We start from the raw sequence: 20,487 nt of genomic DNA on the forward strand, positions 1-20,487 counted from the left end.
CTATAGATGAAGGTTGGAATTTGGAATTTGGCGATTAATTTTTGTTTTTTTTTAAAACGATTTGTAACATTTTAAAACATCTCGTATCCAAAAGGCGAATTTAACTAATAAACCATTTAACAACTTAAATCTATTAAAAATGAAAAAGTATATCATCTTAGTTATCGCCTTATTATTTTCAGCAGTATGTTTAAATGTATTTGCACAAACAAAATCGTATCCGTTCGAAGTTCTTAAAACCGGAAAAGGAAAACAAGCCGTTGTATTTATTCCAGGATTTGCCTCTTCCGGAGATGTGTGGAAGGAAACCAGAGCCAATTTAGAAAAAGATCACACTTGTTATACACTTACCATGGCAGGTTTTGCCGGAGTGAAACCACAGCCGAATGCAAGCTTCAAAAATTGGGAAACTGAAATTGCAGACTTCATCAAAACAAATAAAATCGAAAAGCCAATTGTAATTGGTCACAGTATGGGCGGAGGATTTGCATTGGCTTTGGCAGCAGATTATCCGGAATTGGTTGGTAAAATTGTTGTAGTAGACGCGCTTCCGTGTATGGCTGCTCTGATGGATCCTAATTTTAAATCAAAAGAAAATAACGACTGTTCGTCAATGGTGAATCAGATGACGGCTATGACGGAGACTCAGTTTTTGGACATGCAGAAAAAAACAATGCCAAGACTGGTTCAGGATGCTTCAAAAATTGATATGATAGTAGACTGGAGTGTAAAATCAGACCGAAAAACATTTGCCGAAATGTATTGCGATTTTTCTAATACTGATTTAAGAGAAAAAATCTCACAAGTAAAATGCCCATCATTGATTTTACTGGAATCATATTTTGTAAATTTAAAACCTGCTATTGAAGGACAGTATAAAAATTTAAAAAATGCTAATTTTCAATATGCCGGTAAAGGGTTACACTTTATTATGTATGATGATGCAGCGTGGTATTTAAATCAGGTGAATAATTTCGTAAAATAATACTAATGGAATTTGAAGTTATCTATAAAACGTATTGGGATAGGATTTTCAGGCTTTGCATGGGTTTTGTTAATGATTATGATATTGCTCAGGATTTGGCTCAGGAGACTTTTGTTATTGTCTGGCAAAAACTGGACACTTTTAGAAGCGAGTCGGGCATTGGAACCTGGATTTTTAGGATAGCTTCTAATAACTGTTTGCGGCAAATAGAAAAAGAAAAGCGTTTTCTTAAATCAGATCTTCCGGTTAATTTGCAGGAAGAGAAACAACAATCGTTAGAACCGCAAATCCAGTTTTTGTACCAGTGTATTGCTGAATTGCCTGAAACGGAACGTATTATTATTTCGCTCGAACTTGAGGAAGTAAAGCAGGTTGAAATTGCCAAAATTGTCGGGCTTTCGGAAGCAAATACAAGAGTGAAAATTCACAGGATAAAGGAAAAACTGACTCAAAAATTTAAGGAAAATGGACCAAAATAACAATATAGATTTCAAAGATTTGTGGAAAAAACAATCCGTAAGTCAGCCCGATATGAAAGATTTATTGGGGAGATTGAAAGAATTTAAAGCAGCCGGCCTTCGCCATCTGTGGATTACTAATATTTTGCTTTTGGCAACTACTGCATTTATTCTTTTTGTCTGGTACTACTATCAACCGGAATTTATTTCTACCAAAATAGGAATTGTACTGGTGATTGTGGCCATGGTAATGTATGTTGGTGTTTATAATGGATTATTGGTCGGTTATAAAAATATCGATACGACACAATCCAATCAGGAGTACCTGCAGCGATTGATTCTAATCCGAAAAAAACAGCAGTTTATGCAGTCGACGATTCTAAGTTTGTACTTCATTTTATTGGGTGTCGGGATTGGTTTGTATATGTATGAGTATACTTTGAGAATGCCCCTTGTTTATGCGTTGCTAACGTATGGAGTGGTATTACTTTGGATAGGAGTGAACTGGTTTTACATTCGTCCGAAACAAATTAAAAAACAGCAAGCAAAAATCAACGATCTGATTGGGAAATTTGAAGAAGTCAATAAGCAATTGGAGTTGTAGAGAAATTTTTTAGCTTTTGTAAAGTCACTTGAGGAATACCCTGACGCCAAAATGTCAAAATGACATTTTTTGAAATTGGTTCAGAATTTGCGGTTTGTACTGTAAATTTAGTAATCAATCAAAAAAACAAAGATATGGGAAGTGGATATTTAATTCTTGCCGGAGCAATTATGTTGTTCAGCTGGATAGTGAGTTCAAGACTCAAGAGTAAATTTGAGCAGTATTCTAAACTGCAATTAAGAAATGGAATGAGTGGTGCTGAAATCGCCGAAAAGATGCTGGCTGATCATGGTATTAGAGATGTTCGAGTTATTTCGACATCTGGTCAGTTAACCGATCACTACAATCCTGCAGATAAAACCGTAAATTTAAGCGAGGTGGTTTACAACGAACGCAATGCGGCTGCGGCTGCGGTGGCTGCGCACGAATGTGGTCATGCGGTACAGCACGCTGTTGGTTATGAGTGGTTGACAATGCGCTCCAGATTGGTGCCGATTGTAAGTCTTGCATCCAATTATGTACAATGGATTTTGTTAGCCGGAATTTTAATGATCAGAACCTTTCCGGGGCTATTGCTGATCGGAATTATCATTTTTGCTGCAACAACTTTATTTACAATTATTACGCTGCCGGTAGAGTATGATGCAAGTAACAGAGCATTGGCTTGGTTGGAAAATAAAAATATGCTGACGCAGCAAGAGCAAGCCGGAGCTAAGGATGCGTTGAAATGGGCTGCAAGAACTTATGTTGTTGCTGCTATCGGATCAATCGCAACCTTGTTGTACTATATCTCGGTCTATTCCGGAAGTAGAAGGAACTAAAGATATAAAATTCAAATTTTTAAAAATCCAAATTCCAACTTTGTTGGGTTTGGATTTTTTTTTTTTTTTTTTTTTTTTCGCGCCGAATTCACAAGGCATTTAAATATTTAGTGAATTCGTGGTGGAAACTTTGAGTAAATCACTTTGGAATTTGGAATTTCAAAGATTGGAATTTTGTTTTTTAAAGTTGAATTTGCCTGTCGATTTGCTGATCCAGGGAAATAAAGGTTTCTGTTCTGGAAACGCCTTCTATTGCCTGAATTTTAGTATTTAGAAGCTGCATTAAGTGTTCGTTATCGCGACAGATGATTTTAATCAATACCGACCAGTTTCCTGTGGTGTAGTGGCATTCTAAAACTTCAGGGATTTTTTTTAAATCTTTCACAGCTTCGGAGTTTCTGGAGGCTTTGTCCAGATAAACACCAACAAAGGCCATGGTGTTGTATCCTAATACTTTTGGATTAACGGTGAATTTAGAGCCTGAAATAACACCCGATTGTTCCAGTTTTTTCAACCGCTGATGAATAGCGGCTCCGGAAATACCTATTTTATTAGCAATTTGCAAAATAGGTTTTCGCGCATCATCCATCAGGTAGCGTAGGATTTCTTTGTCGATACCGTCAATTTCAATAATAAGGGAATTGATTTTCATTGGAGTTGTGATTTGAAACTAATTTTAGTTATTTGGTTGTAGTTGTAAATCAAATGTACTCAAAACGATTTGAAAAATAAAATTCCAATCTTTGAAATTCCAAATTCCAAATGGAAACTGAAAATGTTGCTTGCTTTTCTTTGTTAGAGTTTTAGTGCTTTAACAAAGATTGAGGAGAGGATTATTTTTAAAAATAAAAATTCCAAATTTCAACCCTAAAGTTGGAATTTGGAATTTTAAAAATTGTTATTTTCTAAAAGGATTATTTTCCTTTGTTTGCTTCTGCAATATATTTCTCTAAAGCCATCGTCATCGAAGGTGTTTCAGGAGTTGGGGCAAGAATATCAATTCTTAAACCATGATCAAGCGCTTCTTTTTGAGTTGTGCTTCCAAAAACAGCAATTCTGGTATCGTTTTGTTTAAAATCAGGAAAGTTTTTAAACAATGATTTGATTCCGGTTGGACTGAAAAAAGCCAAAACATCATAGTAAACATCAGCCAGATCAGACAGATCGCTCATTACTGTTTTGTAAAAAACAGCTTGTGCCCAATCTACTTTCAGATTGTTTAATGTTACAGGTGCATCAGCGTTTAACTGATCAGACGCCGGTAAAAGGAATTTTTCGTCTTTGTATTTTTTGATAAGCGGCGATAAATCTGCAAAGTCTTTTGCTCCCACGTAAATTTTACGCTTTCTATACACAACATACTTTTGCAGGTAAAATGCAACAGCTTCAGATTGGCAGAAATATTTCAATCCTTCAGGAACTTTATAACGCATCTCATCTGCTACTCTAAAAAAATGATCCACCGCATTACGGCTCGTCAAAATGATTGCAGTATAATGATTAAGATCGATTTTCTGTAATCGGATCTCTTTTGCATTAACCCCTTCCACATGAATAAATGGTCTGAAATCAATTTTTATTTTGTGTTTTTGTTGGAGCTCAAAGTAAGGAGAATTTTCCACTTTAGGTTCAGGCTGTGACACCAAAATTGTTTTCACTTTCATATTATAAACATTTACTAAGCCGCCTGTTTTGTAATCCAATAATACAGGAAATAATAAGGGGCTATTTCAAGAGCGCAAAGATATAAAATAAAATAAAATAACTTGCTGATTATTGCATTTTGATACGTTTTTATTGAAATAAAATAAGAGTACAGGCTAATACACAGCGAAATGGCGATTATTGCCAGGGGTACAATCTTAGGAATATTGTCATAATAAAACAAAACAGCATTAATAGGAAGGATTAAAACGCCTATATAAGTCCTGTAAGTTACTTTTTGTAAGTTAAAAAGTTCTGCAAATTCGTCAATGTTGAATGAAGTGGCTACAATTTTTTCAATTAAAAATTTTCCCAGAATAAAGTAAAGTAAAAAGGTAGCCAGCTGAATGAATAAAATCCAGTCTGTTTTCGATGCATATCCAAAAATGTGCATGGTAAGCTGGATGAAAAAAGCATACGAAATAACTTGTACAAAAAACAAACCAACCGTAAAACTGCTTCTTAAATGATTGTTGTCGCGATAGATTTTAGCATACTTGTCAGAAAAAATAAGCTTACTGAATTCACTAAATCGGGTTTCGTAAGCTGATTTAGTCATGGCAACAACAGCAAAGGTCAACACGAATAAAAGTGTTGCCCAGTCTTTGTTTTCCAGAATTCGGGGGTGAAGTTGTTCAATCATAGCGATGCAAAATTAGTAATTTTTTGTATCAATAGTTTTATTATATATTTATTATGAATCAAATGCTATAAAAAGTTTACTTTTGCGGTGAAATTACTCAGAAAAATGAATGATTGTATTGTCATAATCCCCACTTACAACGAAATCGAAAATATTGAAAGCATAGTTAGAGCTGTACTTTCGCAACACAAACCTTTTCATCTTTTAATTATTGATGATAATTCGCCTGATCACACTGCCAATAAAGTAGTCGCATTACAGGAAGAATTTCCGGAACGGTTATTTTTAGAAAAAAGAGCTAAAAAATCCGGTTTAGGAACTGCCTATGTCCATGGTTTTAAATGGGCGTTAGAACGTCAGTACAATTTCATTTTTGAAATGGATGCTGATTTCTCGCATAATCCAAATGATCTTGAGAAATTGTTCGATGCCTGCCATTTTGGTGGAGCAGATTTAGCGATTGGTTCCCGATATGTAACAGGTGTAAATGTGGTGAACTGGCCCTTAAGCCGTGTTCTGATGTCGTATTTCGCTTCGGTGTATGTGAAATTTATTACGGGAATGAAAATTCACGACGCAACGGCAGGTTTCGTTTGTTATAAACGAGAAGTGCTGGAAAAAATCAATCTCAATAAAATTAAATTCGTGGGTTATGCGTTTCAGATTGAAATGAAGTACAGAACCTATTGTGCTAAATTTGAAATTAAAGAGGTTCCGATTATCTTTACTGACAGAACAAAAGGAGTTTCTAAAATGAGCAATGCCATTATCAAAGAAGCTATACTGGGAGTGATTTCACTTCGATTGAAAAAACTAGTCAATACTTTATAAAGCTATGAAAATAAATAGGGTTCTAATAAAAAATGCCAAAATTGTAAACGAAGGATCTATTTTTGAAGGAGATGTTTTAATCGAAAACGATCTGATTGTTGAAGTGGCAGACAGCATCAGTTTAAAAACATCCGATTGTAAAGTAATCGATGCTGAAGGGAATTATTTAATTCCGGGAGCTATTGATGATCAGGTTCATTTTAGAGAACCGGGACTAACACACAAAGGAGATATCGAGTCAGAGTCAAGAGCTGCGGTAGCTGGAGGAATTACATCTTTCATAGAGCAACCTAACACAGTTCCGAATGCCGTAACTCAGGAAATATTAGAAGATAAATATCAGGTTGCAGCAGTGAAATCATTTGCGAATTATTCGTTTATGATGGGGGCAACTAATGATAATCTGGAGGAAGTTCTAAAAACTAATCCAAAGAATGTTGCCGGAATAAAGATCTTTTTAGGATCTTCAACAGGAAATATGCTGGTAGATAATAAGGCAGTTTTAGAAAAGATTTTTTCAAGTACTCCGCTTTTAATCGCGGTACACTGTGAGGACGAAACGACGATTAAAAATAATTTACAACTGTACAAAGAACAATATGGTGATGATATTCCGGTAACGGCACATCACTTAATTCGCAGTGAAGAGGCCTGTTATATTTCTTCTTCAAAAGCAGTAGCACTAGCGAAGAAAACAGGAGCTCGTTTGCATATTTTTCATCTTTCGACTGCGAAAGAAATGGAATTGTTTACCAATAAAATTCCACTTGAAGAAAAGAAAATTACTGCTGAAGTTTGTGTGCATCACTTGTGGTTTACAGACGAAGATTATAAAACCAAAGGGAATTTTATTAAATGGAATCCTGCGGTAAAAACAGCAGACGATAGAAAAGCATTGTGGGAAGCTTTAAATGACGGACGTATTGATGTAATTGCAACCGATCATGCGCCACATACTAAAGAAGAAAAAATGCAGCCTTACCTGAATGCTCCATCTGGCGGTCCGCTTGTGCAGCATGCTGTTGTAGCGATGTTTGAAGCGCACCATCAGGGGAAAATCAGCGTGGAGAAAATTGTCGAGAAAATGTGCCACAATCCGGCTAAACTTTTCAAAATAGAAAAAAGAGGTTTTATCAAAGAAGGTTATTTTGCTGACTTAGTAATTGTAAACCCAAGTTTGCCATGGAGTGTGAAACCTGAAAATATTCTGGCGAAATGCGGATGGTCACCTTTTGAGAATTTTACCTTTAAGTCGAGAATTACACATACTTTTGTAAACGGTGAAATGGTTTACAATAACTTTAAAGTAAAAGACATTCGCGCAGGAAAACGTCTATTGTTTGACAGATAAAAAGCTGAGATGAAAAATTTTATAGTAATAATATTGGTGTTGTTTCTTTCTGTAAGTTGTAAAAAAGAGCTGGTAAAGCAGCCTGCAAAACTTATTGAGAAAGATAAAATGATTGATATTATGTATGATTTGTCTATCCTTGAAGCTATGAAATACCAGCATCCGGTTTCGGCAGATTCAGTTGAAACCAGCCCTACTGCTTTTATTTTGAAAAAATATAAAGTGGATAGTGTGCAATTTTCACAAAACAACCGTTACTACGCTGCCGATTATGAGAATTATAAAAGCATATTCGATGAAGTAGGAAAGCGTTTGGCTGTCAACCAGAGAGCTACAGATTCAATTGTGAAAATTGAAGAGAAGAAAGCAGCAAAAGAAAAGAAGAAATCTATAGTCAAAGATACAATCAAGAACAAGCTGAGTAAGACGAGCTTGGATTCTATCCGAAAAACAACACGATTAAAGAGATAGTTAAAGTCTCGAAACATCTTTTATGTACGCATGTACATCCTGAAAAACCGTTCCTCCCAGAGCGGTTTTTATTTTTTCATTAGAATATAAATTACTGGAATAAGAAGCTTTTGCAGTTGCTTTTGTCAGGCGTCTTTTTTGAAAAAACAGAGTCGAAAAAATTCCGTCGGCAATCCAAAGGAAATTCATGAATAAAGGCGTGGCATGAATGGTTGGTCTTTTTACTTTTAAAGCATCGGCAATAGTATTCAGGATGTCCTTAAAAACAATATTGTCGGCAATTAAGGTAAAGCGTTCATTTTTAATCTCACTCTTCATTAATACGTCAGCTATTTTTATGACATCCGTTATGGTGACAAATCCGGTACTTCCAAGAGTGTAAAAAGAAAGACCGTTTGCAACTTTTGCATAAAGCTCTGCGCTTCCTTGTATGTGAGTTTTGTTTTTTGGAATTGGTCCTAAAATAACACCCGGGTTTAAGATGATTACATCTAAACCTTCCTGTAAACCGCGCCAGACTTCCATTTCGGCTCCGTATTTAGAAATCGCGTAATCACTATGAGGTTTTTCAGGATTCCAGTCTGTTTCTTCGGTGATGTAAGTTTCGTGAGCTGCTAAATCACCTAAAGCAGCGATAGAGCTTATAAAACAGAACTTTTTTACATTTTTGGCAATAGAAAAATTAACCATATTGGCAGTTCCTTCGATATTGGTTTTTCGAAGCAGCTCTTCGTCTTTTGGATCAAATGAAATTAAAGCAGCACAATGGTAAACGTAATCAATACCCGAGAACGCAGTTTCCAGAGAGGGAACATCCAGGATATCGGCTTCAAGCCATTCTATTTTTTCAAACAGGTCCACTTTTTTGTACAACTCAAAAACCGATTTGGTTTTTTGAGTGTTATTTTGAGTTCTGTAAATAGCCCGAACACTTTCTCCATTCTCAATCAGATGAAGTAATAAATGTGCGCCAACTAAACCTGTACCTCCTGTTACTAATATCATTTTGTAAAGATAACTTTTTTGTTTTGAAGGTGCAAAAGCTCAAAGATGCAAAGGTCTGATTTTGCTATCAGCAATTATGATCTTCTCTTTGTTATTAAGAATTTAGATGTTGAAATTGCTTTTTACCATTGATATTGAAACTGCTTTTTGTCATTGCCATTGTCATTGATTATATTTGCACAAATTATTTAAAAAATGAAGAATCTAGTTGAAGAATTAAAGTGGCGCGGGTTATATCATGATAGCATGCCAGGAACGGAAGAACAATTGCTAAAAGAAGTAACTGCTGCTTATATAGGTTTTGACCCAACAGCAGATTCGCTGCACATTGGCAGTATGGTTCAGATTATTTTATTGGTTCACTTAAAGAATTTTGGACATCAGCCTATCGCTTTGGTAGGAGGTGCAACCGGTATGATTGGTGATCCATCGGGGAAATCTGATGAAAGAAATCTGTTGAATGAAGAAACTTTGGCTAAGAACGTTGCAGGTATCAAAAGTGTTTTGTCGCGTTTTCTTGACTTTAATTCAAAAGAAGCAAATGCTCCTGTTATGGTAAACAACTATGACTGGATGAAGGAATTCTCATTTATTGATTTTGCACGTGAAGTTGGAAAACGTATCACGGTAAATTATATGATGGCGAAGGATTCCGTTAAAAAAAGATTTGCCGGAGACGGTGTAGGAATGTCTTTTACAGAGTTTACCTATCAGTTAATTCAGGGTTACGATTTTTATCATTTATATAAAAATAACAATTGCGTGCTTCAAATGGGAGGTTCGGATCAATGGGGAAATATCACCACCGGAACGGAGTTGGTACGCAGAATGGGAGGAGAAAGTGCAAAAGCTTTTGCATTGACAACGCCATTGATTACAAAAGCAGACGGATCTAAATTTGGAAAATCTGAAGGTGGAAATGTTTGGTTGGATACTGATAAAACCTCAGTGTATAAATTTTACCAGTTTTGGGTGAATTCAACTGATGTTGATGCAGAGAAATACATCAAAATCTTTACGTTTTTAGATAAAGATACAATTGAAGCTTTAATCGAAGAGCATAGAACAGCTCCGCATTTAAGAGTTTTACAAAAGAAACTGGCAGAAGAAATTACCATTTTTGTTCACTCTGAAGAAGAATTGGAAAAAGCAATTCAGGCGTCGAATATTTTGTTTGGAAATTCTACAGCCGAAGATTTGAAAAAACTGGATGAAGCTACTTTTTTGGAAGTTTTTGACGGTGTTCCTCAGGCTGAAATCGCAAAAGCTGATTTAGAAAATGGTTTGGAGATTATTACAGTTTTAAACGAAAAAACAGGTTTCTTTAAATCAAACGGAGAAGCGAGACGTGCCTTAACCGCAAATTCGATCTCGGTGAACAGAGAAAAAATAAAAGAAGATTTTGTCTTAACTGCAAATGATTTAATTAATAATCAGTTTGTGTTATTACAAAGCGGAAAGAAGAATTATTTTGTGATTAGAGTAAAGTAATCTTTGAGCCAGATCAAATATTTAAATTTTAAAGACCGTTTCAATACTTAATTTGGAACGGTTTTTTTTTATCTGTTTTTTAGGGATTGTTTTGCGAAGTGTATAATCTAAAGTAAGCCCCTAACACTTATTTATCTCCTGGTTTTTAAGAGGTTCGTTTTCTTCTTGTGGCGTATTTTATTTGATACTCTTTGAAATCTGTTATTTCTTCTTTCAATTTCTTATTAGCATTTTTCAGCAAATCATTCTGGTGTCGCATGATACTGATCAAATCGTTCATTGCGTTTAGGTTTTCTAGCTGACTGTGAATTAATTCTTCTAATTGTAATTTCGTATAGGTGTTTCGTAGTGACATGTTTTTTAGTTTAGTTATCCGATTTTCTAAACAAACGTATTGATTTTCGGATAAAAATCCAAATCAAGTTTTAGATTTTCAGAAAAATTGTTCTGTTTTACTAGATTTATGTCTGTAAAAACAGATAATAATGACAGAATTAGGATTATTTTTTTCTAGAAAATCAGTAAATCGTTCAGATGTTTCCCGTAAAACCGGAATTAGTAAAACACGTTTGAGCGAATTAGCAAATAGCACTAGCACAAAATTACGTGCAGACGAATTGTATTTGATTGCTTTGGCAATTGATGTCGATCCATGTGAATTATTAAAGGATGTTTGCAAAGGACTTAAACTTGTAGATTAAGAAATAAGGATAACACAGTCATAGCAGGAGGGTGCTTTAATTTAAATAATTGATCAGATTTATGGAAGAGCTTCTGGAACAAATTAAAAACTGCCGTGTTTGTGAAGATTACCTTAAAGATGGCGTAAATCCCGTTGTTGCTGCCAGCAGAAAGAGTAAAATTGTAATTATAGGGCAGGCACCAGGGCGAATCGTACACAATACAAATATTGCATGGAACGACAAAAGTGGAGACAATTTGAGGAATTGGCTGCAAATTGATAAAACAGTATTTTATAATACCGATAAGATAGCGTTGATGCCAATGGGTTTTTGCTTTCCGGGTACGGGAAAGACAGGAGATTTACCTCCACGTCCAGAGTGTGCACCATTATGGCATGAAAAAGTATTGAGATTAATGCCTGATGCAGAGCTTGTGTTATTAATAGGGCAGTATTCGCAGAAATATTATTTAGGGGATACTATCAAAAATACACTGACCGAAACGGTACGAAATTTTGAGGATTATTTACCGTACTTTTTCCCCTTGCCGCATCCGTCACCAAGAAACAATATCTGGCAGGCCAAAAATGAATGGTTTCAGGAAAAAGTTTTGCCTCAGTTAAGAGAAAAGGTCAAAGTTATATTAGATAACAGCTCTTTAAAGAAGTAAGTTTTATATTAGAATGTGGTTTTTTAATCGATTTTTTCGCGATTAAACGATTCAACAAATTAACGATTCAACATCTAAAGTACCATTAGGTTACAGCCACGAATATCAGAATTATTAAAACGTCCCAATAGCTCGAAAGAGTTGTTGGGATTTTTATTTTAAAGTTCTGATATTAAAAAACGTGATGTTTTTTTTATTAAGTTTATTTCCTAAAACTAACCTTACAGATATGATCGGAATTTTATTTATTTACTGGATTTGGAAAGCATTTACAGGCTTAGCTCTTGAATATGATAAGAATAAATGGGGCTATTTTGCGATTGGAATAGTATCGTATTATGGCGGGACTCTTGTTTCAGGATTTGTCGCTGGTTTTTTGAATGTTCTTATTGGTGGTCTTGACAGTGTTGATGATGCAGGGGTTATTAATTCAGGGTGGAATATACTTTTTGTACTTTGTGGAGGTTTGGCCTGCTACGGTGTTTACAAGTTGTTAGAACGCAAAGGAGAAAAAGAAAAAGCCCTTAAGAAAATTGAAAGCATTGACAGCATTGGTCTAACGGAGGAGAATTAGTTTTTTGTTTAATCAATTTTTTATCGATTAAACGATTAACCAGATCAACGATTCAACTTTTACAAAACCATCAGGTTACAGCCACGAATATCAGAATTATCAAAACGCCCCAATACCTCGAAAGAGTTGTTGGGATTTTTTTTGCCTAAATCCTGAGTAGCAATGAAGGAGCAGGAATTAATGTTGGCCAAATCAATCACATTGATTCCACCGGTTTTTCCGTCTTTTACGTAAGTGAGTGCATCTTCGGGATCGCGAACCAAAATGTGCATCCACGACGGGCATTCAAATACACCTTCACCCAGAGAATAAGCCTGTCCCAGAAGTTCGGTCATACCGTATTCCGAGTGAATGGCCGAAACACCGAAACCCGAACAAAGCTGCTCGTGTAATTCCTCACGAATCATTTCTTTTCGTTTGCCTTTCATACCGCCAGTCTCCATAATAATAGTATTCTGAAGATTGAATTGGTGTTTCTCAATCAAATCGAGTAAGGCGTAAGTAACACCAATCAGGATTACATTTTGACCAGATTCGTCTAAAGCGGTTAATTTTTTTATAAGATCGTCGTGATTGTGCAGGTAAAACCCACTCTCAGGCTGATTGGAGAGTTTTATTAGATCTTCAACCATGTAAATTAGCGAAGATCCATCTCGCTCGAGATAAGACGGCAAAAGGGCTAAAACAACGTAATCCTCTATGTTGCCATAGAATTGTGAAAATCCGTTGCGATAACTTTCTTCGTAAAGGGTTACATCGGTCACAATATGTCTGCTGGTAATCATGCCTGTAGTTCCGCTGCTTGTAAAAGTTACCTGAGCAGGATCGTTATTAGAAACTACATTATGACTTTTGAAAAACTGAATAGGTAAAAAAGGAATTTGTTCCAATGATTTTACCTGTTGTGGATTTACTTTTAAAAAATCGCAAAAATCACGATAGACAACGTTATTCTCATGTTGAAAACGAAACACTTTTAGTGCTATTTTCTCAAATTGTTTCTGACTCGAAATCGTGAATATATCGTTGGCTGTGATCAAAACTTTTTTTGTGCAAAGATATTGTTTTTAGTTTTTAGTCATCGTTTTCAGTTGCCATTTTTAGGATTTCGCAGAAATTGAAAACTGTGACCGCGACTGAAAACTAAAAAAGCTCTAATTTTCATTAGAGCTTTTGTGTTTTATCGAATAATGAGCTTTCGTGTTGCTGAAGCATTTTCTTCGCTTATTTTGATGATGTAAACGCCTGGAACCAGATCAGAAACGTTTAACTCTCGAGAACTTAAATGTGTTTGAAGTACTTTTTTACCCAGAACATCAAAGATGATAATCTCTTTTTCTAAATCATTTTTAGAGGAGATAGTTACTTTTCCACCGGTCACGGGGTTAGGGTACAAGCTTAGACCCTCAATGGTTGCTACCTGTTGAGGTTTTGGTAATTGCTTACTGTCTTGTGCCGAAACACTAACAGTAAAGAAAAAAGCCAATAAGAAAGTAATATAAAAGTAATTTTTTGCCATCGCGTTATTTTGGTTAGTGTAAATATACAAAAAAAAGTACAAAAATTACACCAAAAAAAAACATCCTAAATATTTAGGATGTTTTTAACAGTTTCTACTCGAAGTAATTAGAAACCAACTACTACCGATGATTATCGATTATTGAAGTATGTCGTGATATTTAGGAATTTAACGCGATAAAAAAAGCTGCCTGAATTCAATTTCAGACAGCTTCGTTTTTAATTTTTTGTATTTAATTACTTAGTCCAGCTTGCCCAACTTGGTAAGTCAGCACCAGCACCAGCTCCAACTGCACCAGTCGTAGTTCCTGATAATTTAGGACCAACTAAATTAGTTACAGAAGCTCCAAAAGTATAGTTTGTGATGGTAAAGTTACCAGCAGCAATGTTTGCAGTTGCACCAGCATCAGTAGACAATTTAGCTAAGTCTGCAGGCATTCCGTTAGCAACATATAAGTTTGTGTAAGCTTGTTTTCCACCACCTTCTTTGTAGTTGATTGCTTTTTCGTCTGCTAAGAAAGCAGCATCACCTTTAACGATAGAGATATTAATGATTTTAGCGTTAGTCATTGGAACAGCTCCACTTGGATCTTTTGCGTTTGTAGATCCTTCAACACCTGCTTTAGTAACACCTTTAATATAAACGTTTGTAGCAGTACCTACCCATCCGTCAGCAAAATCTAATGAATCATCATAAGAGTTGATGATTGTAAGGTTAGTAGCGTTTACAGCTCCACCAAAAAACTCTATTCCGTCATCACCACTTTCAAAAGTGTAAATGTCAGATACTACAGTTCCAGAACCTACTCCGAAGAAAGAAACTCCATTGTATTCTTTTTCAGCAGTATATTTAGAACCTGTATAAGATATTTTTAAGAAGTTGATATTTCCAGAAGAATCTGCATTATCATTACCTCCGTAGCTTAAACCACCAACTTCAGTTGTACCGTTATCTCCAGTGTTTACTTTAGCATTACCAGCGATAATTAATCCACCCCAGTCACTTTGAGCAGGAGCTGCTTTTCCAGAGGTCATAATTACTGGTTTAGCGGCAGTACCGTTGATGTTGATTTTAGCGTTTCTTTCTACAGCAATAAATAAAGATGTAGCAGGTGCAGTAGCAGAACTTTTAATTGTAGTTCCAGCAGGAATAATCAAAGTAGCTCCACCTTTAACAACTAAACCTCCAGTTAAAGTGTAAGTTTTAGTTGGGTCTAAAGTTACAGTACCGTCATTAATGTTTCCTTGTAAATCGTCAACTTTCAATACAAAAGTACTTGTGTTTTCGTTCTTTTTATTGTTGTCGTCAGAACTACAGCTTGTTAAAGCAAGTCCTAATATTGCAGCCATTGCAAATAATGATTTTTTCATTGTTGTTGTGTTTTATTGTTTTATTTATTCATGGCAAAGTAAATGAACATATGTTTTTGCTGAGTTAAGACCGCATTAACAATATATTAAGTATGCCGGATAATAAACAAAGCGGCTTAATGTAAAGTTTACATTGGATCATGGCTAATAAAAAAAGGTGATTAGTTAATACTAATCACCTTTTGAGTTTTTATTGATTTCGTTTCTTTTAGAATGTGTAGCTTAAAGTAAGTCTGAAATCTGAACCTGCTTTATATGAAACTGCGGTAATATCACCAATAGATTCTTTTCCTGGTACTTTTCCCTGCTCTTGTACACGCTTGAAAGTTGGATTCAGGATGTTATTGTAAATAAGACCTAATTTTAAGTTTTTAGTTAAACTTGCATTAGCGATAAAGTCTAATTTGTTTACAGCTTTGTCAACCAGGTTACCTACTCTTGAAGTTCCAATAACAGCTAATTTATCTGAAAAATAAGAATAAGATATTGTTGCGCTGAAATCCTTTCCTTCTCTGTATTCATTTAAAAATGATAAGTTAGCATTTGCTAAAAAATTAGAAGCTCCTGTTAATTTACTTTTTGTAAAAGTAAAGTTTGCTCCAAAATCATTTTCGTTGTTTACTTTATCATTGCTTAGGTCTTGGTTTGTGTATAAATAAGATCCGTTTGCGTCAAAAGTAAGTTTTGTCTTTAAGTTGTTGTCTTTTTCAATTTCAAAAATTTCTTTTTTAAATTCTACTTCAACTCCTGCTACTGTTGCTTTATCACCTGTATTTGCATAAGAAATATCATTTGAAGAAGAGTTTAGGAACATTTCATTGATTGGATTTTGAATAATTTTTCCGAAAGCCGTTACAGAGATTAATTCTGAACTTTTCGGGAAGAATTCCCATCCTAAATCGAAGTTGTAATTTGTTGAAGCATATAATCTTGGGTTTCCTTCGTATGCTTGTGCAACATCTTCGTAAATAATTGGTACTTTTTCTTTAAACTGAGGAAGTGTATACGTTTTACTTGCAGAGAATTTTAAATTTTGCTTATCTGTCAAGGTGTATTTTGAGATTAAACTTGGTAAAATGTTAAACTTTGAATCATTAGAATTATCACCATTTGGAACAGTAGTGGTGATATAGAAAACATTTTGAGTTAATTGCTCTAATCTTGCTCCCAATATTACACTTAATCTATCCGTTAAAGAATATTGAACATTTGCGAATGCAGCATTAATATCTAAATTTCCATTGTACACTTGGTTAATTCTGTTTGAATAAGAAGAACCCCAGTTTGCTTGATTTAAATACTTGTCTACATGATGAATATCTTCTTTAGGGAAAGAAATGGTAGTTCTGTTCGGGAAGAATGAATATTGTTCCATGTTATAATCTACATCCTTGAACTTTCCTGAATAACCAACAGTTATTTTTCCTTTGTAGGTATCATCGCTTTTTTTGTTGAAATTATACGATAATGCAATATTTGCAGCGATTTCATTTTCCTTTAAGTCTTGAAAGAATCGGTGATTGTTGATGTTAGAGTTGGTGAAAAATGTATAATCTTTAGCATTAGGGGCGTATACAAAAGAGTTTTGCATACGATCCGGAATTGAACTGTTAGACATACTGTATCCTACTCCCCAGTTTAAATTCCACTGATCGTTGAATTTGTTTTTTCCTGTTAATTGATTTACAATTAATTGAGTTCTTTCAAAAGTTCCACGTTTGATAAAACCTGAAATTTGTTGAAGAGCGTCTCCGCCACCGTCAAAATTCTGGTTTGTTCCTTCGTACTCACTGTAATCCTGATCACTTGAATTTAAGAATAAAGAAGTAAAAAAGATTGAATTTTTGTTGTTGATTTTATAATCAGCAGTACCCATAACAGTTGTAGTGGTGCTATGTTTGTAAGACGTTCTGATAAAGTCAGAGAAGATGTCTCCATCAGAAGTAATTCCTCCTCTGCTGTATCCTTCTGTGTATTTGTTTTTTGCGCTAAATGAACCGGTAACAAAAGTACCGATTGAACTTTCGTCATTTATAGTAAATCTTTTACCGGCAGATAACGTATAAAAAGCATTTAATATATTTTTGTTTGCTTGTCTGTCCCAGCTTGTTGCATAGCTATATGGCTGAAGTGGAGCATTAGGAACACCAACTTTTTTAAATCCGGTATAAGTTGGTCCGTCTTGTAAGTAAAATTGATCCTGACTTAATACGTTTGTGTTAGCTCCTGTTCCAATTGAAAAAGTAACGAATGGTTTTCCATTGAATTTTTTTGCGCTAATATCAATATTTGCTCCTCCGAAATCTGCATAATTTTGAGATTCAAAAGTTTTACTAATTCCGATATTGTCTACAATATTTGTAGAGAAAATTTCCAACAAAATATTTTTGTTTGCCGGATTGTTGGATGGTAAAGGAAGGCCGTTTAAAGTAGTAACATTATAACGATCTCCTAATCCTCTTACGAAAACATTTCCCGAGTCATCCTGTTTTGAAACACCACTTACTTTAGCAACAGCATTTGCAACATCGTTAACTCCCTTTCTTGAAATTTCTTCAGCACCAATTGCAGCTTTAAATGCTACTGCATTTTTTTGTTCCAATAGCAGTGCAGATTCTTTTTGTTTGTTTACTGCCGATGATTTTACAACAACATCTTTAAGTGTAAAACTTCCTGACGAAAGTACCTGATTTACAGTGATTGTTTCATTTGCTTTTACAGTAACTGGCTTTTCTACAGATTCATATCCAACGAAACTAAAAATAATGATATAATTTCCCGGATTTACATTTAAGGAATATTTTCCCTCAATGTCAGTGTTTGCGCTAATGTTGGTTCCCTTTAATAAAACATTTGCAAAAGGTAGGGCTTCATTGTTGGTTTCTTTGTCGGTTAATACACCAGAAATCGTACCTTTGTTTTGTGCGATCGAAATCGTACAGATGAATAATGTGATAAATAGAAATTTTAAATTGAATTTCATTTCAGTGTTGTGTTTAAATTTTTGTGCAAAGAAAAAGACGCTGTGTAAAGTTCATGTTAGCCACTTGTTATGTTTTCGTGTCGTGTAGATTATCAAATTGTTACCAGATTAAATTACCGTTAACCGCAATTTTTAACGGTCGTTTTATTAGTATATTTACCATCTCAAATGAAAATCATCGAATGTATAATAAAGAAAATTTGATGTAAAAATCTCAATTTTTGCTATTTATGAAAAAAACACAAACCAAGATTTTACTAGTTGACGATGAACCAGATATCTTAGAAATCGTTGGCTATAACCTTGCTCAGGAAGGCTACCAGATTGTAACTGCCTCTAACGGAAAAGAAGCAATTGCAAAGGCTCAGAAAGAATTGCCGGAATTGATTATTATGGATGTAATGATGGCAGAAATGGATGGAATGGAAGCTTGCGAACACATTAGAAAAATTCCCGAATTAAATAATGTTATCATAACATTCCTTACAGCAAGAAGTGAAGATTATTCACAAGTAGCTGGTTTTGACGCAGGTGCAGATGATTATATTACCAAGCCAATAAAACCGAAATTATTGGTCTCCAAAGTAAAGGCGCTGTTAAGAAGGTTAAAAGAACAAGAAGTCGTAAGTGATACCCTAAATGTAGGCGGAATAGAGATTAACCGTGAAGAATACAAAATCATTAAAGGTAACGTTGAGATTGCCTTACCAAGAAAAGAATTTGAATTGTTTTACCTGTTAGCCTCAAAACCGGGGAAAGTTTTTAAAAGAGATGAAATTCTCGATAAAGTCTGGGGAAATGAAGTTGTAGTAGGAGGAAGAACGATTGATGTTCATATTCGAAAACTTCGCGAAAAAATTGGAGAAGACCTTTTTAAAACAATAAAAGGAGTAGGTTATAAATTTGAAGTTTAGATTTTTAAGGTGCTGAGGTTCTGAGAAGTTAAGTTACTAAGAACTTTAGTCGGGATCTAAATTCATTCAAATTGTTTTAAAATATTCAATACATTTAAACCATATAAGAATTGAAGTTTGTGTAATCTTCATTTTCTTATATGGTTTTTGAGTTAATCCTTTTCTGCTTTTGCCTGAGAAAATAGTACTCAAAAACAAAACTTAATTTTTTTAATCTCTTAATGACCCAATAATTTCAATGAAAATTAATTTTAAAAAAACATACAAATTTGCGGTAAAGTCAGCATTATACATAAGTCTTTTTGCAACAGGATTTGTGATGATATTGATGTCTTTGTTTTATAAAAACCAATTAAAGTATCAATTTGCATTCGCCATAATCTTTATAATATCCATTTATGCTTTTTCGTTCCTGGTCTTGCAATACCGTGTGGAGCGTTTTATTTACAGAAGAGTCAAAAAGATATACGATGAGGTTTCATTATTAGAGACAACAACATTGATCAATCAGCCTATAACTACTGATATGGAAACACTTTCGCGTGAAGTGAAAAAGTTTGCCACCGATAAAAAGCTGGAAATTGAAATGCTGGAGATCAGGGAGCAATACCGACGTGAGTTTCTTGGAAATGTTTCGCATGAGCTGAAAACGCCTTTGTTTACGGTTCAGGGTTATGTTTCAACTTTGCTGGATGGCGCTATGGAAGATAAGAATATTCGAAAAAAATATTTAAAGCGAGCGGAGAAAGGGGTTGAGCGATTGATTTATATCGTTGAAGATCTGGACATGATTACCAAATTAGAATCAGGAGACCTGGATTTAATCATGAGTGATTTTGATATTGTAGAACTGATTCAAAACGTTTTCGATTTATTGGAGATGAAAGCCGACAAAAAGAAAATTAAACTGGCGTTTGAAAGCAAGAACATTAAGTCAGTAATCATTCGCGGAGATAAGGACAGAATTCAGCAAGTTCTGGAAAACCTGATCGTGAACTCTATTAAGTATGGTAAAGAAGGTGGTTTGACTGAGGTGGGAGTTGTTAATCTAACCAAGAAAAAAGTACTGATCCGTATTAGTGATAATGGTGAAGGTGTTGAAAAACAAAACATTCCGAGACTTTTTGAACGCTTTTACAGAGTTGATAAAAGTGGAACCCGTTCAGAGGGCGGTTCCGGATTAGGATTGGCTATTGTAAAACACATTATTGAAGCACATAAAGAGAAAGTATATGTAGAAAGTGAGTTCGGAATTGGTTCTGAATTCTCTTTTACGCTTGAAAAAGCAAATAAAACCGTAAAAGCCGAAGTTAAATAATTGTAAGCTTGTTGGAGTGAAGTACCGTGAAATCTAGTGTTTTAACACTAATAAAATTTACGTAACCATTTCGAAACAATTCCTTTTTGTTA

General features: G+C 34.7%; 22 protein-coding genes. 13 read left to right on the plus strand and 9 right to left on the minus strand.

Translation table 11 applies throughout. From position 1 onward, the window contains the following. The first annotated feature begins 139 nt into the window (after positions 1-139). The 4 genes from BHE19_RS07205 to BHE19_RS07220 all read left to right on the plus strand — a co-directional run bounded on the left by BHE19_RS07205 (position 140) and on the right by BHE19_RS07220 (position 2,868). Positions 140-985 carry an alpha/beta fold hydrolase gene (locus tag BHE19_RS07205; protein WP_070906501.1) on the plus strand — a complete coding sequence of 282 codons (846 nt, stop codon included), beginning with the start codon at positions 140-142 and terminating at the stop codon, positions 983-985. A 5-nt stretch (positions 986-990) separates the two neighbouring features. After that, positions 991-1,464, plus strand: a complete 474-nt coding sequence (locus BHE19_RS07210; RefSeq protein ID WP_070906502.1) for an RNA polymerase sigma factor — start codon at positions 991-993, stop codon at positions 1,462-1,464. Continuing rightward, a complete protein-coding gene (locus tag BHE19_RS07215; protein ID WP_070906503.1) occupies positions 1,451-2,047 on the plus strand; it encodes a hypothetical protein in 597 nt (198 codons plus the stop codon). The genes BHE19_RS07210 and BHE19_RS07215 overlap by 14 nt, the downstream gene beginning before the upstream one ends. Before the next feature lie 134 nt (positions 2,048-2,181). Further along, positions 2,182-2,868, plus strand: coding sequence for a zinc metallopeptidase (locus BHE19_RS07220; protein WP_070906595.1), 687 nt, complete (start codon positions 2,182-2,184; stop codon positions 2,866-2,868). 181 nt (positions 2,869-3,049) lie between these two features. Here BHE19_RS07220 and BHE19_RS07225 read toward each other — a convergent pair whose 3' ends face one another. From BHE19_RS07225 to BHE19_RS07235, 3 genes are all read right to left on the minus strand, one after another. After that, the gene (locus BHE19_RS07225) at positions 3,050-3,520 is read right to left on the minus strand and encodes an Lrp/AsnC family transcriptional regulator (protein ID WP_017496220.1); all 471 of its coding nucleotides are present in this window, start codon (positions 3,518-3,520) and stop codon (positions 3,050-3,052) included. A gap of 262 nt (positions 3,521-3,782) precedes the next feature. Continuing rightward, positions 3,783-4,532: a uroporphyrinogen-III synthase gene (locus BHE19_RS07230; RefSeq protein ID WP_026109960.1), complete on the minus strand. Its 750-nt coding sequence runs from the start codon at positions 4,530-4,532 to the stop codon at positions 3,783-3,785. Between the two features lie 14 nt (positions 4,533-4,546). Further along, on the minus strand, positions 4,547-5,215 hold the full coding sequence (locus BHE19_RS07235) for a DUF4271 domain-containing protein (protein WP_070906504.1): 669 nt from the start codon (positions 5,213-5,215) through the stop codon (positions 4,547-4,549). A gap of 105 nt (positions 5,216-5,320) precedes the next feature. On the opposite strand from BHE19_RS07235, the gene BHE19_RS07240 reads away from it, so the two are divergent. The 3 genes from BHE19_RS07240 to BHE19_RS07250 are packed head-to-tail and all read left to right on the plus strand — an operon-like array spanning position 5,321 to position 7,868. Further along, entirely contained in the window at positions 5,321-6,046 is a 726-nt protein-coding gene (locus BHE19_RS07240) for a polyprenol monophosphomannose synthase (RefSeq protein WP_017496217.1), read from the plus strand. Positions 6,047-6,056: 10 nt separating this feature from the next. Continuing rightward, positions 6,057-7,397, plus strand: a complete 1,341-nt coding sequence (locus BHE19_RS07245) for a dihydroorotase (RefSeq protein WP_070906596.1) — start codon at positions 6,057-6,059, stop codon at positions 7,395-7,397. A 9-nt stretch (positions 7,398-7,406) separates the two neighbouring features. Then, the gene (locus BHE19_RS07250; protein ID WP_070906505.1) at positions 7,407-7,868 is read left to right on the plus strand and encodes a DUF4296 domain-containing protein; all 462 of its coding nucleotides are present in this window, start codon (positions 7,407-7,409) and stop codon (positions 7,866-7,868) included. Here BHE19_RS07250 and BHE19_RS07255 read toward each other — a convergent pair whose 3' ends face one another. Beyond that, complete coding sequence (locus BHE19_RS07255; RefSeq protein WP_070906506.1) at positions 7,869-8,873, minus strand: NAD-dependent epimerase/dehydratase family protein; 1,005 nt, start codon at positions 8,871-8,873, stop codon at positions 7,869-7,871. A gap of 195 nt (positions 8,874-9,068) precedes the next feature. Here BHE19_RS07255 and tyrS point away from each other — a divergent pair, with 195 nt between their 5' ends. Next, positions 9,069-10,364: a tyrosine--tRNA ligase gene (gene tyrS, locus BHE19_RS07260; RefSeq protein WP_070906507.1), complete on the plus strand. Its 1,296-nt coding sequence runs from the start codon at positions 9,069-9,071 to the stop codon at positions 10,362-10,364. 145 nt (positions 10,365-10,509) lie between these two features. Here the strand turns inward: tyrS and BHE19_RS07265 are convergent, their stop codons facing one another. After that, positions 10,510-10,719 (minus strand): hypothetical protein, encoded by a 210-nt coding sequence (locus tag BHE19_RS07265; RefSeq protein ID WP_070906508.1) that lies wholly within the window; start codon positions 10,717-10,719, stop codon positions 10,510-10,512. 130 nt (positions 10,720-10,849) lie between these two features. Here BHE19_RS07265 and BHE19_RS07270 point away from each other — a divergent pair, with 130 nt between their 5' ends. From BHE19_RS07270 to BHE19_RS07280, 3 genes are all read left to right on the plus strand, one after another. Beyond that, positions 10,850-11,065, plus strand: a complete 216-nt coding sequence (locus tag BHE19_RS07270) for a helix-turn-helix domain-containing protein (RefSeq protein WP_070906509.1) — start codon at positions 10,850-10,852, stop codon at positions 11,063-11,065. 61 nt (positions 11,066-11,126) lie between these two features. After that, positions 11,127-11,717 carry a uracil-DNA glycosylase family protein gene (locus BHE19_RS07275; RefSeq protein WP_070906510.1) on the plus strand — a complete coding sequence of 197 codons (591 nt, stop codon included), beginning with the start codon at positions 11,127-11,129 and terminating at the stop codon, positions 11,715-11,717. Positions 11,718-11,946: 229 nt separating this feature from the next. Next, the gene (locus BHE19_RS07280) at positions 11,947-12,291 is read left to right on the plus strand and encodes a hypothetical protein (protein WP_017496211.1); all 345 of its coding nucleotides are present in this window, start codon (positions 11,947-11,949) and stop codon (positions 12,289-12,291) included. A gap of 59 nt (positions 12,292-12,350) precedes the next feature. On the opposite strand, the gene BHE19_RS07285 is transcribed toward BHE19_RS07280, so the two are convergent. The 4 genes from BHE19_RS07285 to BHE19_RS07300 all read right to left on the minus strand — a co-directional run bounded on the left by BHE19_RS07285 (position 12,351) and on the right by BHE19_RS07300 (position 18,163). Next, positions 12,351-13,331 carry a LuxE/PaaK family acyltransferase gene (locus BHE19_RS07285; RefSeq protein WP_070906511.1) on the minus strand — a complete coding sequence of 327 codons (981 nt, stop codon included), beginning with the start codon at positions 13,329-13,331 and terminating at the stop codon, positions 12,351-12,353. 140 nt (positions 13,332-13,471) lie between these two features. Then, entirely contained in the window at positions 13,472-13,810 is a 339-nt protein-coding gene (locus BHE19_RS07290) for a T9SS type A sorting domain-containing protein (RefSeq protein WP_017496209.1), read from the minus strand. 236 nt (positions 13,811-14,046) lie between these two features. Beyond that, positions 14,047-15,180: a hypothetical protein gene (locus BHE19_RS07295; RefSeq protein WP_070906512.1), complete on the minus strand. Its 1,134-nt coding sequence runs from the start codon at positions 15,178-15,180 to the stop codon at positions 14,047-14,049. Between the two features lie 208 nt (positions 15,181-15,388). Next, positions 15,389-18,163 carry a TonB-dependent receptor gene (locus tag BHE19_RS07300; RefSeq protein WP_070906513.1) on the minus strand — a complete coding sequence of 925 codons (2,775 nt, stop codon included), beginning with the start codon at positions 18,161-18,163 and terminating at the stop codon, positions 15,389-15,391. 230 nt (positions 18,164-18,393) lie between these two features. Here BHE19_RS07300 and BHE19_RS07305 point away from each other — a divergent pair, with 230 nt between their 5' ends. Together BHE19_RS07305 and BHE19_RS07310 are read left to right on the plus strand one after the other, a co-directional pair. Next, on the plus strand, positions 18,394-19,077 hold the full coding sequence (locus BHE19_RS07305) for a response regulator transcription factor (protein WP_017496206.1): 684 nt from the start codon (positions 18,394-18,396) through the stop codon (positions 19,075-19,077). Between the two features lie 238 nt (positions 19,078-19,315). After that, a complete protein-coding gene (locus BHE19_RS07310) occupies positions 19,316-20,395 on the plus strand; it encodes a sensor histidine kinase (protein WP_017496205.1) in 1,080 nt (359 codons plus the stop codon). Positions 20,396-20,487: the final 92 nt, after the last annotated feature.

Origin of the sequence: Flavobacterium tructae (assembly GCF_001853485.1) — a bacterium.
GTDB classification, from domain to species: Bacteria; Bacteroidota; Bacteroidia; order Flavobacteriales; family Flavobacteriaceae; genus Flavobacterium; species Flavobacterium tructae.